This is a genomic window from Micromonospora sp. HNM0581 (genome assembly GCF_012726175.1).
GTDB lineage: Bacteria > Actinomycetota > Actinomycetes > Mycobacteriales > Micromonosporaceae > Micromonospora.
Genome location: NZ_JAASAD010000010.1, coordinates 24,908 through 38,051 on the forward strand (window position 1 = coordinate 24,908; position 13,144 = coordinate 38,051).

Sequence of the window (13,144 nt, forward strand, 5' to 3'; positions counted from 1 at the left end):
CGAGAGGGGGCTGGCGTGGACCTACGGGATCGGAACCGACGGCGGACCGCGTTCTGGGGGCGGCGGGAGGAACTCGCGCGGCTGCACCTCGCACGGCAGGAGACTGCCGCACGAGGCGGGCTGGTGCTGGTCCGAGGGGCGGCCGGAAACGGCAAGTCGGCCCTGCTCGACGCCGCCGCGCGGACCTGGCGCAGGACGGGAGTGCAGGTCATCCGGGCAAGCCTCGCCGGGGCGACCGACCGGTACGGGTTCCGGTGCGTCGCTGACGCGGTACGGGACCGGTTCGAGCAGATCGGCGAACCACGGTTGGCGGCACCGCTCGGCGTCCTCGGGCGCTCGGCGGCCGGTGACGACCCGGCGACCCGGCTCGTCCTGGAACTCGGCGCGGTGTTCGACCTGATCCGCCGGGGCGGCCCGGTGGCGCTGGTCGTCGACGACGTGGACGAGATGATCGCACCAGTTCTCGCGCTCGGCGCGGCGGTGCGCCCCGGCTGTCTGGTCCTCGCCGCCTGCCGGGACGGGCGACACCCGGCGGCGATCCAACTGGCAGCCCGCGCCGATCACATCGTGGACCTGGAATCACTACCTGAGGCAGCGGTGGAGCCACTACTCACCCGGGTGTCCGGCGTGCCACCACACGGCCTGCTGGTGGCGGCGCTGCGCAACGCCCTCGGACCATTGGTCGGCCATCCCGGCACCTTGTTGTCGACCCTGGACGCACTGGGATCGGCCAACCGGCTGGCCGTGCTGGGCGGCCAGTTGTGCCTCGTCGAGCAGACGGCACCCATCGCGTTGCCGGCCGGGCACCGGCTCGTCGAGCAGCCCCGGGCGGCAGGCGCACCAGCCGTCCTGCTGGCGACCGCGGTGGCGGTCGCGCCGCTTCCGGTCGACGAACTGTCGGTGCTCGCCGAGGCCACCGGGGAGCGGCTGGGCCAGTACGGGCGGGCCGCCGATGAGCTGGTGGAGTTGGGTGTGCTCGACGTCGACACCAACGGTTGGCTGCACCCACGCTGTGCGGCGCTTGCCAGCCGGCTCATCGCCGACGCCGGACCGGCGGAGGTCGACCGACTCCGGCAGGCGCTCGCTGGCGTACGGCCGTACCGCGACCACCCGGACACCAGGGTCGGGGAAACCATGCCGCCAGCGCGCCCCGGCCTGCGTCGAGCCGACTTCACCACGATGGAGCGCGAAGTCATCGGGTTGATCAGGCACGGGCGAACCAACCGGCAGATCGCCGTCGCGCTGCGGATCAGCGAGAAGACCGTCGAGAACCATCTGACCCGGCTGTTCGCCCGTACCGGCTGTCGCTCCCGGGTGGAACTGGCAGCGGTGAGCCTGTCACTGCGGGCCCTGGAGGCAGTGCCGAGTGGTGCCCGCCCGACCGGCACCGCCCCGGACGGAGCGCAACCCGCTGACCCGGTCTGGCTCGGCATGGCCTCCTGACCCACTCAACTCTCGGAGGGAACACCAGCGTGAACCAGAGCAGGATCACCGTCGCCCAGTCGGCCGGCAGCAGATTCCGGACCCTGACCGAGGCGATCGCCGCAGCCCCGGACGGCGCGGTGATCGCGGTACGGGCCGGCAACTACGCCGAGAACCTGGTGTTGACCAAGGTCGTCACCATCACCGCCGAAGATGGACCGGGTACCGTCACGGTGACCCCACCGGCTGGCGTACCTCTCTTCCTGGCCGCCGAATCAGCGGCGGTCGCCGGACTGGCGATCGTTGCGGCCGACTCGGAGAGCCCCGCGTTGGCCCTGACCGGCGGCCAGCTCAGCGTCACCGAGTGTGAGCTGAAGGCCGCCGCGTGGGCGACAGTGGTGGTCCGCAACCAGGGGGCGTTGACGATGCGGGCCAGCCGGGTGTCCAACACGGCCGGCGCGGGTGTCGTGGTCACCTCGGCGGCCGGCAGCGTGCTCGACGACTGCCAGCTCCAGGAACTGGGCACCTCCGCAGTGGTGGTGGCCGAGCACGGGGTGCTGCGGGTACGTGCCTGCGTGGTACGGCACGCCCGTGGCAACGGCATCTGCCTGAACGGACACGGCCAGATCACCATCGACGACACCGAAATCAGCAAGGCGGGCAAGCCGGCGCTCGCCGCTGAGCAGAAGTCGCAGGCTACCGTACGCCGGCTCACCGTGCGGGACACCAACGGTGTCGGCATCTACCTCGCCACCACCGGAAGCGTCGACCTGACGGACTGCACTGTCGACGGGAGCGGCGCGGACGGGGTGTTCACCGGCGAGCGGTGCGCCCCGATCCTGCGGCGCACCACGGTGACCGGCGCACGGCGCTCCGGTTTCCGGTTCGCCGGCCGTGCCGGCGGCAAGCTGGAATCCTGCTCCGTCACCGGGGTCGCCGGCACCGGGGTGAGCATCGGCGATCGAAGCACCCCGGAGTTCACCGACCTGACGGTCAGCGACTGCACCGGTACCGGTGTCCGACTCGACGGGGGTGCCGACCCATTCTTCCACCGCCTTCAGGTGCTGGGCTGCGACGGCGCCTCGATTGAGGCCCTCGACGGCGCGCGGGGGCGGTTCGAAAACGTCACGGTCGAGCGTTCCGGTGGGGTGGGTGTCGTGGTCACCGGCGGTGCCCGGCCGTCGCTGAGCGGGCTCAGTCTGCGCGGTAGCGCGGCAGCCGGCGTTCAGGTCAGCGGGGCAACGGCCTCCTTCACCGACTGCGACATCGCGCACGCCGGAGCCGAGGGGGTCCACGCCGCAGCCGGTGCGGAGGTATCCCTGGCCGGTTCCCGCGTGCACGACGCCGAGGCAGCCGGCTGCCGGTTCGACGCCGAGTCCACCGGCACCGTCACCGACTCGGAGTTCTCCGCGAACGGCGGCGACGGGGTCGAACTGCACACCACCGGGGCGGTGAGGATCACCGGGTGCGTGGTACGCGACAACCAGGGAGCGGGTGTGCGGCAGACGGTACCGAGCACGGCGGTCCAGGTGGCGGGGCTGACCAGCGCCCGCAACGGGCTGCCCGACGCGTACGGTTCGGTCGCCTCCGTCGCCCCGGAGCCGGTGGCCGTCGCCGGGCCGCAGGGACAGCGGACCGCGGTCGCCCGGGGCTCGGACCCGCTGCGTGAGTTGCAGGGGCTGGTCGGGCTGCACGGGGTGAAGGAGGAGGTCACCTCGTTGGTGAACCTCAACAAGATGGCCCAGCGTCGTAAGGAGGCTGGCCTGTCCGCACCGCCGATGGCCCGGCACCTCGTCTTCGCTGGCGCGCCGGGCACCGGTAAGACCACCATCGCCCGTTTGTACGGTGCGATCCTGGCCGAACTGGGCGTACTGCGGAAGGGGCATCTCGTCGAGGTAGCCCGTGCCGACCTGGTCGCCCAGATCATCGGTGGCACCGCGATCAAGACCACCGAGGCGTTCAACTCGGCGCTGGGTGGGGTGCTCTTCATCGACGAGGCGTACACGTTGAGCAACAGCCGTGGTGGCACCGGCCCGGACTTCGGGCGGGAGGCCATCGACACGCTCGTGAAGCTGATGGAGGACCACCGCGACGACGTGGTCGTCATCGCCGCCGGCTACTCCGCTGACATGGAACGCTTCCTGGCCGCCAACCCGGGCCTGGAGTCCCGGTTCAGTCGCACCATCGAGTTCGCCAACTACACCCCGGCCGAACTGGTCACCATCGTCGAGAACCAGTGTGAGCGGCACGACTACCGGCTGGACGAGGCGGCAGCGGCGGCACTGCTCGCGTACTTCGACGAAATTCCGAAGGACGGCACCTTCGGCAACGGCCGGGAAGCCCGCAAGGTCTTCGAGCGGATGGCCGACCGGCAGGCGTCCCGGCTGGGCTCCGCCGGCGATGTGAGCACCGCCGAGCTGACCCGCCTCACCGTCGAGGATCTGGTGTTCACCCCGGTGCGGAGCGGCGGCCGGTGACCCTGCCGGTGGACAGCCCGCCGACCCTGGTCACGGTGCTCACCGGGCCGGCCGGCATCGGGCGTACGACAGCCCTGTCGCGTCTACGTGACCGGGCCGGCGAACGTGGTGCCCCCACCGTCAGTGTGCGCCTCGCACCACCGGAGAATCAGCTGCCATTCCACCTGGTGAGCCGGCTGGTCGGGGAGCTGAGCCTCCTACCCACGGTGGAGCGGCACCACCGTTCGCCGACGGCTGAGTCCCCGGGCGGCGACGGCAGTGCGGCGGTGGAGCGGCAGGCGGTGATGTTGGCGGACGGATTGGCGGCACAACCCGGCCTCGTCGTCCTCGTCGACGACGCGCAGTGGATCGACGACGCTTCGCTCACAGTGCTGGAACGGGCGGTACGGATGCGCCCCGACCCGGCGGTGCGGCTGGTCTGCGCGGTGCGTACTCCCGCCGGGCCGGCCGTGACCGGCCGGGTACTGCTCGATCGACTCCGCGCCGACGGCCTCGCCCGGGTGGTCACGCTGCGCCCCTTGCCGACCAGGGAACTGGACGGCGTGGTAGCCGACCTCCTCGGCGTGCCGCCGCATCCGTCGCTGCGCCGCCACCTGCGCCGGACCAGCCGAGGCGTACCGGCAGCGCTACATGTCGCCCTGGACGCCCACCGGCGCTCAGGCTCCGTGCGGGTGGTCGACCACCGGGCCCGCCTCACCGGTGCCGAGCCGACATTCGACCAGCCTGCGGTGCACGCACTCCTCGCCCCGATCCGGGCGCTGCCGACCCCTGCCTGGGCGGTGGCCAAGGCGGTGGCGGTGCTCCACCCCTTGGACGGTGCCGTGCCGGCGCTGACCGCTACGGCGCTCGACCTGACCCGGGAGGAGGTGGCAAGCGGACTGGCGGATCTCGTCGAGGCTCGGGTGCTCCGACTGCGCCGTCGGGACGGGCAGCTGACGTGGCGGTTCGTGGTGCCGCTACTGGGGCCCGCTCTCCGATCCCAGCTGGGTGCGTTCGAACGGCGGAGCCTTGCTCGCGTAGCCGTCGATGCGCTCTGGTCGGGTGTCGCCCACTGCGCTGACCCGGCTTACCTCGCCGACCGGTTGGCGGAGGCAGGCCGCCTGGCAGGTGGCGACCGGGTGGTCCGTGACCTGCTACGAGCCGGAACCACGGCTCCGGCGGCCGACGGGCTGGCAGCCGCCACCTGGCTCACCGCCGCCGTCGAACTGGCCGCGACACCGACAGAACGCGCGTCGGCGGTGCTCGCGCGAACCTCGGTCCACTGTCTGCGCGGCGATTTCCCCGCCGCGGGCCGGGACGCCCTGCTGCTGCTCGACCGCTACGCCGGGGACCTGCCGTCGGACAGGTGGCCCGAGCTTCTGCTCGGCTACCTGACGAGCCTGCGGGGGACCGGGGACGTCGAGGCCGTGCGACGCATCGCGGACGGCCAGTACGATCTGCCCGGCCCGGCCGGACCAGTGGCGGTGGCCCGTGCCGCGGCTCTGTGCATGCTGGGCCGCCTGGCCGAGGCGGAACGGCTGCTGGTCGACCTCACCCTGGACCGGGACGAGCCTGCGGCGGTGACCCTCCGGTCGGCCGTGGCGACGTTACGGGGCCGGCCCCTTCCTGCGGATCCGCCGGACCCTGGGCGGCACCCGCAACTGCCGCTGCTGGTCGCCACACTGGTCCGTGCGTCGGCGATGGTGGGCGACCCGGACGCCGCCGAGCGGGTGCTCACCGAACAGGCACTCGACCGGTCCCGGCTGCCTCAGCTCGACCAGGCGCTGCTGGCCTGGCCACGCGGCCGGTGGGACGAGGCGCTCGACCTGGCCGGGCTCAGCCTGGCCGACAACAGTGTGGGCGGTTTCCAACCCGGGCACAGCGCCCTGTGCCACGCTGCGGCGGTCAGTTATCTCGGCCGGGGTCGGCCTGCCCGGGCGCGAGCACTGCTGGCCGGGGCGCGCATCGGACAGCCCGCCCTGCCGTACCTGCTCGATCTGGCCGAAGCAGAGATCGAACGGGCCTTCGGTGCCGACGTGGCGGCGGCTCGGCTGGTGTCGGCAGGGCTGACCGGTGCGACCCAGTCGGGTGCGGTGCCGGGCGTGGCGGAGCTGTGGCTGCTGCACACCGAGCTGGCGGTGGCTCGCGGAGACGGTGACGCCGCACGGCAGGGTGTCGACGAGACCGGCCGGCTCGCCACGGCGACCGGCTCGGCGTACGTCACCGTGCACCATCTCCTCGCCCGCGTTGCCGCCGACCGGTCCGGTACGGCGGCGCAGGAAGCGGTGAGTATCGCCCGTGAGCTGGGCCAGCCGTTCCTGCTGGCCGGCGTGGCGCAACGGGCGGCCGTTGTGGGTGACGACCCCGCCCCGCTGCTCGGGGAGGCGTACGAGCTGTACCGGGGCCTCGACGCCGGGCTCCACCGGTGCTGGATCCGCAAGCTCATGCGGGCGCACGACGTGCCGGTACCCGGGCGCGCCGAGACGGTCGTCGAGAACGAACGCCTGCTGGCCACGCTCGTCGCCGAGGGCGCCTCCAACCGGGAGCTCGCCACAGTACTGCGGACCAGCGAGAAGAGCGTCGAGGGGCGGCTCAGCCGACTGTTCGCCCGGACCGGATGCCGGTCCCGGGTCGAACTGGCCACCGCCGTCATCACCGGCGACTACCAACCAGAATGAGAGAGCGATGACCGTGCCCGGACCGTCCGACGATCGCACTGCCGGCGGGCAGCCGACCCAGGAGCGCACCACCGAGTGGCTGGCCGCGTTCACGCCGGGCGGACAGCCGGCGCCCGTGGAACCGGATCCCCGGCGGGACCGCCGTACCCTCAGTGTGCCGCTACGCGCGGCGGTCGCCGCGGCCGTCCTGATCGCCGTCGGCGGTGGTGCGTACCTGGTCGGCGGCGACCGGGAACGCCCGGCCGGTCCGGCGCGGGATGCCACCGCGCGGGAAGCGGATCCCGTCGCGGCGGAGCCGTTCGTCGTGGAGACGACGGCGAGTCCGGTACCCACACCGAGCATCAGCGCCACGACGGCCAGCGCGGCACCGTCGTCCGCCGCGTCGCGGCCGACGACCGCGACGCCGACGGTGAAGCCGGCGGGAACACCGACCGGGCGGGCGAATCCGACCCGCCGCAACCTTGCTCTGGGCCGACCGGTTGTCGCCTCGACGGTGGAGGGACCGGCCTGGTCACCCGAGCACGCCGTCGACGGTGACCCGCTGACCCGGTGGTCGAGCGCCTTCGCCGACCCGCAGTGGATCGCGGTCGATCTCGGTGACGAGTGGCGGCTGACCGAGGTCCGGCTCGTCTGGGAGCGGGCCCACGCCACCCGCTACTCGGTGCTGACCTCCCGTGACGGCCGATCGTGGTCCACGATCCACACCACGAGTGTCGGTACCGAGGGGCCGGTACGGATCGACGCGGGCTCATCCGTCGCCCGCTACGTGCGGGTGTCCGGTCTGCGCCGGTCCGGTCACTACGGCTACTCGCTCATCGAGTTCGAGGTCCGGTAGCGGCGCCAGGAACGCCCGGAGGCTTCGAAGACCCGGGTGATGGGTACCCGCCCGAACGCCCGGCGGGGCAGCATCAACCCCACCCCGCTGGCACGCAGGTCGGTGATGCGGGAGCGGACCGACGTCAGCGTCGCGAGCCGGGCCGCGGTGGCCGTCACATCGATCGCGTACCCGGGCTCGACCCGGAACCGGATGAGTCGGTGCCCCGACCGTACTCCCGGGCGACGGGCGAGGATCGGTAGGAAGTCGCCCTCCGGCGGACCAGCCACCACCGCGTACGCGGCCGACGTTCTGCGGGGCCACCGCACCACGTCGTCCGGTAGGCCGTCGGTGCCGTGTCGTGCGCCGCCGCACCGGAGCATCAGCGGTACGACGGGCAGGCTGGTCCGGCTGGCCTCTCCGGAGCCGTCCGACGGGTGAGCGCCGATCAGACGTACCCGGTCCAGCCAGCCGGCGGGCAGCAGGTATGCGCCGGGCGCCCCGGACAGGTGCTGAAGCTGCGGAGGGAGTTTGCCGTCCAGACTGGCCAGATGGACCGCGGTACCCGGCTCGGCCTGGATCTGGATGAGGTGGTCGCCGGAGCTGGACTGGCCTGCTTGCTGTGCGTCCAGCCAGCCGACCAGACAGAGGGCGGCGCTGGGCAGCCCTTCCACCGCGACCTGAGCGGGTGACCAGGTGCTGCGGAGGTGCAGTCGGAGTGGGCGCGGGTTGAGATGTGGCCGGTCCGGCAGCCAGGGCAGCCCGGACCAGTGGTTCGGTGGTTCCGGCCCGTCCTGGGCAGGACGGTCGTCGAGCTTCACCACTGGTTACCTCCGGTCGTGCGGGTGCAGCCGTCCCATCGGTCCCACGACGGATCGGGTGGCTGACCTGTTCAGGACCTCCATGACGTCGCATGACTTCGGGGTCCGGTGGACGAGCCGGACGATCTCGCTGAACGCGGCAGCGGGATCCTTCGTCGTTACGGGTATGCAGGAGATTCGCCAGGGCAACGGGACGGCCTGGTGGCGGGGAGTGGCTCTCGCGGTGGGGCTCGGACTGCTTGTCGTGGGCGGCGGAGTCGTTCCGGCCGTAGCCGCATCGGCTCCGGTCGGTTCCGCGCGACCGGTCGTGGCGGCCACGGCCCAGACGGAACCGGTGGGGCTGGCCCGGCTGGATGCCGCGCTTGTCGAGGTGGCCGGCATCTGCGTGGCGGTCCTGCTGTTCGTCGCGGCGGCCCTGGTGTTGCGCGGTGGCCGGTCACGTCGTGACCGGTACGAACAGGCGGCGGAGGTTTGGCCGGCCGACGTCCCTGAGCGCTCCGACGTCGCCGAGCGGTCCGTGGCGCCGCCGTTGTCCTTCACACCGGGGCGGTCCGTAGCGCCGGATCCGCGAACCGCACCGGCTGACGGGCAGGTTCCTGGATCGGGCAGTGCGCGGGATCGGACGCTCGCCCTGGCGACGGTGCAGCCGCTGGCCGTCGCGCCGCCACCCAGGTCGATCCGGCCGGCTCCGGTGGACGTCGAGCCACCACCGCGGCGCGTTCCCGGTCCGAAGCCGGACAATCTCCAGCCGCAGCCGCAGCCGCAGCCGCAGCCGCAGCCGCAGCCGCAGCCGCAGCCGCAGCCGCAGCCGCAGCCGCAGCCGCAGCCGCAGCCGCAGCCGCAGCCGCAGCCCCAGCCCCAGCCCCAGCCCCAGCCCCAGCCCCAGCCGCAGGAAGGGGTGCCCGGGCTGTCGCCGCTGGTTCCGGTGTCGGCACGACATCCCACCGAAGCGATACCGAAGGGTGAGACACCCGACGAGGTCCCGCGTCCCGAACCGGCCGGTACCGAAGCCGTCCACGAAATCGCGGTGGACCTGCGAGCGGGAGCCCTCGCCGTCGAGGTTTCGCTGACCGGGGACCGAGGTGCCTCTCCAGCACCACCCTTCTGGTGGCGTGCTGCCGGACAGGCACCGCCGGTAGGCACCGTGCTGGTCGTACTCGGTGAGCGCGACAACCGCCGCCTCTTCGCCGACCTGACCCGCTGCCCGGACGTGCTGACCGTCCGGGGGGCAGACCCGGACTGCCGGCGGTACGCGTTGCGACTGGTCCGGCAGGTCCTCGCAGCCGGCGGCGACGTCACCGTCGTCGGTGACGTCCTCGGACCGGCCGTACCGGCGGGTTGCAGACACACGCCACGGCTGTCCGACGTCGAGCCGACGCCGGCGCCCGGCATCGTGATCTGTGACCGGCTCACCGGAGGTGACGGGTACGTCGCCCGTCAGCTGCGTGTCTCCGGCGGACTGGTGCCGGTGGTCCTGGGCACGGCTCCGGCGTCCCGCTGGTCGGTCCGACTACCGGAGAGCAGCAACCGGGACAAGCGTCATGACCACTGAACCGTCGCCACCGACGAGAGCGCCCACACCGGGCGGACCGCCCGGGGGGCGCCACCGCCGGGCAGCCGAACCGATGGAGCCGCTGGCCGGAACGGGTCCCGCCGAGGTCAGGTCACCGCGGCCACGAATGGTGACCACCACTCGGTCGGTACCGGGTCTCGTCGTCCTGGGCGCAGGTGACCGGTCGGCACCGGGCGGGCCAGGTGGTGGGCTGGCACCGGGCAACCCGGAGCTGACCACGATCGCGGTGTCGGTCCGAGGCGGCGGTTTCGTCGTCGGAGACTCCGTCGGTGCCGCCGAGCCGATGGGAGGACGGCAACTCGCCGCGGCCCTCGCCGGCACTCCGCTGTACGGCGGGGAGGCCCGCATGTGGCTCCGATGGCCCGACGATGCCCGCGAGCGGGAAACGCTACGCCAGAACCTGGTCGCGCTCGCCGCTAGTACCGGGGTGGCCGTCTGGGCGCCGGAGCCGGGTGCGGGAGCCGTGGTCCTGTCGAGCTGCGGGGATCTCGGCGCCGTCGGTCCGGCCGGTGAACCCGCGACCTGGCAGGTGTACCTGCCACCGGAGGCCGGTCCGACCCGTTTCCGCTCCGACCAGGACGGCCGGCTGTCTCCGGTGGGGGCGGCGGGTGTCACCACATACCCGGGGGTACCGCTGGTGAGCGTGCCGGCCGAGCGGCTGCGCGCGATGGCGGCGTACTACACCCGGCTGCGTGAGCAACGGGGGCTGTTCCGTGTCGACCTGACCCTGCTCGACGACGGCCGGTGGGCGGCGCAGCATGCGGGTACCGCCCCGCACGCACTGGGGCCGAGGACGTTGGAACGGGCGTTGCGGGACGCCGGCTGGCGAGGGGAGGACCTGGTACTGCTCGCGAGCTATCCGGAGCCCGTAGCCGAAGGGCTGCGCCGCTACGGCAGCCCTCTGGTGCGACGTCTGCGCGCCGGTGTCTGGATGCTGCCACCGGAGGCCCGTCTGGCGACAGCCGACGGTGCTCCCCGCGCAGTGGACCGGGCGGGCCGACCGGTCCACTGGATGCGGCTGGACGCCCAGGGACCAGCGAGTGTCTGGCGTAGCCACGACGGATTGCTCGTCGAGAACCGGCAACCGCCGGCCACGGAAATGCGGAGACCGGTAGACCGGCGTCCGCCGGCAACGGGTGCGCAACGGCCCGGACACCGGCCACCACCGGCAGCCGGTGTCCTGCGGCCCGAGGAGCGGCGCAGGGCGGACGAACCACCGCCCCAGCCCGCACCGGCGATCGTGGCGGCAACCTGGCCGGACCTACCGTCCGCGCCGCCACCAGAACTGGTGACGGCGCGGCGCGGCCCGGTACACGGCATCTACTGGATCACCGACCGGCCGAACGTGAACGCCGAACCGGTCGACCTGTACGTCAGGTGTGACTGCCCGCCGAGCCGGGCCGTGGACGACGGTGTGCCCACGCCGCACCTGTTCCTCCTCGGCACCCTGGCCCCGCCGACACCCGAGGAACTCGGCAACGACCAGCATCTGCTGCGGGTACAGGTCGCACCAGGCGGTGCGGTGGACCTGTCCTCGATAAACGTTCAGGAGCCACCGGTGGTGCAGGCGCTGTTGTCGGGCCGGTCGGGGGTGTACCTGCTGCCCGGCGGGCTGCTGGACCGGACCAGTCTGTCAGCCGGACACGCGGTGGCGGCATCGGGACGACTCGTCCAGACCGATCCGCTTCCGGTCGGGCGGGCTCTGCGGCTTCGGTGTGCGGGGGCCGAGCACGGCATCGACGGGCTTCCCGGGGACCTGCCCCGGTGGCCCTGGGAGACCGAGGCGTTGGCCTGGGCGTTGCTGCCGGAGGACGGCACCGGCCCGACGGTCGGTGCCGGATCGGGTGCAGTAGGAAAACTGCTGGCCAGCGGTGCCGGGGACAGTGGCATGGGCGGGGCGCTTGTGCTGTCCCGTAAACGGCCACGGTTGCGGGCCGGGTACCGGCTGATCCGCCTGTCGGTGCCGTGGCGGCGGGCCATCGACATCGGGGCGACCGCGGAGCAGATCGGTGAACTCACAACAATCCGATCTGCCCTGCCCGACATGCTCGCCGCGGACATCGAACTGGTGCTACCACGCGACGAGTTCGACGACGTCGAGGTGGTGCGGGTCCTCACCGCCGGGCGGTTCGGCTGGCGGCCGGTGAACGGCGAGTCGGCCCGACCGGGCGGCCCGACCGGCGAGACACCCCGCGATCGGCGCCCCGACGCGTCGGATCCGGCAGGGGTGTCTGGGCCCCACTCTGGGTCCTGCTGAGTCTTCCGGCTCACGCCTCCCGGCAGTGGGCGTCGTTAGCGTCCGTCGCGAAAGGAAGACGCTGACAGCCTGAACGGGAGAACGGCGGCGATGACTGCTTGTGTGGCCGAGCGGACCGATACGGACGTAGCTGTGGAGCGCCGGATGTCGGTGATCGCCCGAGCGAACACCCAGCCGCTTCTCTTCTTCCTGCTCCGGTTGACCCGGGGGCAGTACGAGCTTGCCGAAGATCTGCTTCAGGAGACCATGCTGCGGGCCTGGCGTCGGCTCGACGAACTGCCCGACGATCCGGTAGCGGTCCGCCGTTGGTTGTTCACCGTGGCTCGCAACCTGGTGGTCGACACGGCTCGGGCACGCCTTGCCCGTCCCGCTGAGGTCTACGGCCTCGACCTCGACTGGGTACCCTCGCCCGAGGACCCCTATGAACGATTGGTCGATCGATACGCGCTCGACGGGGCGCTGCGGAACCTGAGCACAGAGCACCGTACGGTTCTGGTGGACCTCTACTACGGCGAGGCGACCGTGGCGGAGGTGGCCGCGCGGATGGGCACCCCAGAAGGCACCGTACGGTCCCGTTGTTTCTACGGGTTGCGGGCCGCACGCGGCATCCTGGACGGCGAGTCCCCGGACGCGTGACCGTCACCGGAGTCGGGCGCCGTGGCGTCGTCTGCCGGCCCGCAGGACGCACGGTCATCCTTGGCGTCGCGCAGCGCCGAAGCGGCTACCGCAGCGGCGACGGGAGACAGCCAGCCCAGACCGGACGCGACTGCGGTCACCGCCGAGGCCAGATCGGAGGGCTCGAAGTGGCCGTGGACGAGCAGACCCCGCACCGGGGTACGCAGTAGCAGAGCGACAAGCGCCCGGTGCTCGGTCCGCCGGGTCATCATGATCAGCGACGATCGATCTGCCAGTTCGTTTACCTGGTGGAGGTCTCTGGTTGCCCGGTTGTCCAACAGTGTCACTGTCGGGCTCAGGCGGCGGGTGAGCGCCAACGCCTGACGGGCGTCACCGGCGAGACCCACCACCTCGATCTGGCTGTGGTTGCTCAGCGCGGCTCCGATCACTGCCCGCTCAGAAGGATGTGGATGTACGATCAGAACGCCGATCACCTCAACATGACGGT

The 13,144-nt window shown here is 72.3% G+C and carries 9 protein-coding genes; 7 read left to right on the forward strand and 2 right to left on the reverse strand.

The window, feature by feature from the left end:
- Window positions 1–15: 15 nt before the first annotated feature.
- Genes HCA58_RS23175 through HCA58_RS14000 form a run of 4 tightly spaced genes read left to right on the forward strand, consistent with a single transcriptional unit; the run spans window position 16 to window position 7,391 of the window.
- Entirely contained in the window at window positions 16–1,443 is a 1,428-nt protein-coding gene (locus HCA58_RS23175) for a LuxR family transcriptional regulator (RefSeq protein WP_205808626.1), read from the forward strand.
- A gap of 29 nt (window positions 1,444–1,472) precedes the next feature.
- Window positions 1,473–3,899 (forward strand): right-handed parallel beta-helix repeat-containing protein, encoded by a 2,427-nt coding sequence (locus HCA58_RS13990; protein ID WP_169598263.1) that lies wholly within the window; start codon window positions 1,473–1,475, stop codon window positions 3,897–3,899.
- On the forward strand, window positions 3,896–6,556 hold the full coding sequence (locus HCA58_RS13995; RefSeq protein WP_169598264.1) for a LuxR family transcriptional regulator: 2,661 nt from the start codon (window positions 3,896–3,898) through the stop codon (window positions 6,554–6,556). Before HCA58_RS13990 ends, HCA58_RS13995 begins: the two co-directional genes overlap by 4 nt.
- Window positions 6,557–6,563: 7 nt before the next feature.
- Entirely contained in the window at window positions 6,564–7,391 is an 828-nt protein-coding gene (locus HCA58_RS14000; RefSeq protein WP_169598265.1) for a discoidin domain-containing protein, read from the forward strand.
- Here HCA58_RS14000 and HCA58_RS14005 read toward each other — a convergent pair.
- On the reverse strand, window positions 7,361–8,191 hold the full coding sequence (locus HCA58_RS14005; RefSeq protein ID WP_169598266.1) for a hypothetical protein: 831 nt from the start codon (window positions 8,189–8,191) through the stop codon (window positions 7,361–7,363). The genes HCA58_RS14000 and HCA58_RS14005 overlap by 31 nt on opposite strands.
- An 82-nt stretch (window positions 8,192–8,273) precedes the next feature.
- Here HCA58_RS14005 and HCA58_RS14010 point away from each other — a divergent pair, with 82 nt between their 5' ends.
- The 3 genes from HCA58_RS14010 to HCA58_RS14020 all read left to right on the forward strand — a co-directional run bounded on the left by HCA58_RS14010 (window position 8,274) and on the right by HCA58_RS14020 (window position 12,657).
- Window positions 8,274–9,743: a hypothetical protein gene (locus tag HCA58_RS14010; protein WP_169598267.1), complete on the forward strand. Its 1,470-nt coding sequence runs from the start codon at window positions 8,274–8,276 to the stop codon at window positions 9,741–9,743.
- A gap of 127 nt (window positions 9,744–9,870) precedes the next feature.
- On the forward strand, window positions 9,871–12,021 hold the full coding sequence (locus tag HCA58_RS14015) for a hypothetical protein (RefSeq protein WP_169598268.1): 2,151 nt from the start codon (window positions 9,871–9,873) through the stop codon (window positions 12,019–12,021).
- Between the two features lie 144 nt (window positions 12,022–12,165).
- Entirely contained in the window at window positions 12,166–12,657 is a 492-nt protein-coding gene (locus HCA58_RS14020) for a sigma-70 family RNA polymerase sigma factor (protein ID WP_169598269.1), read from the forward strand.
- Here the strand turns inward: HCA58_RS14020 and HCA58_RS14025 are convergent.
- The gene (locus HCA58_RS14025) at window positions 12,603–13,130 is read right to left on the reverse strand and encodes a response regulator transcription factor (RefSeq protein WP_169598270.1); all 528 of its coding nucleotides are present in this window, start codon (window positions 13,128–13,130) and stop codon (window positions 12,603–12,605) included. The two genes, HCA58_RS14020 and HCA58_RS14025, sit on opposite strands and share 55 nt — an antisense overlap.
- Between the last annotated feature and the right edge of the window lie 14 nt (window positions 13,131–13,144).

Excerpts from the sequence above, each read along its gene's own strand:
- HCA58_RS14000 (WP_169598265.1), top strand. The coding sequence starts at position 6,564 with ATGACCGTGCCCGGACCGTCCGACGATCGCACTGCCGGCGGGCAGCCG.
- HCA58_RS14010 (WP_169598267.1), top strand. The coding sequence starts at position 8,274 with ATGACGTCGCATGACTTCGGGGTCCGGTGGACGAGCCGGACGATCTCG.
- HCA58_RS14015 (WP_169598268.1), top strand. The coding sequence starts at position 9,871 with ATGGTGACCACCACTCGGTCGGTACCGGGTCTCGTCGTCCTGGGCGCA.
- HCA58_RS14020 (WP_169598269.1), top strand. The coding sequence starts at position 12,166 with ATGTCGGTGATCGCCCGAGCGAACACCCAGCCGCTTCTCTTCTTCCTG.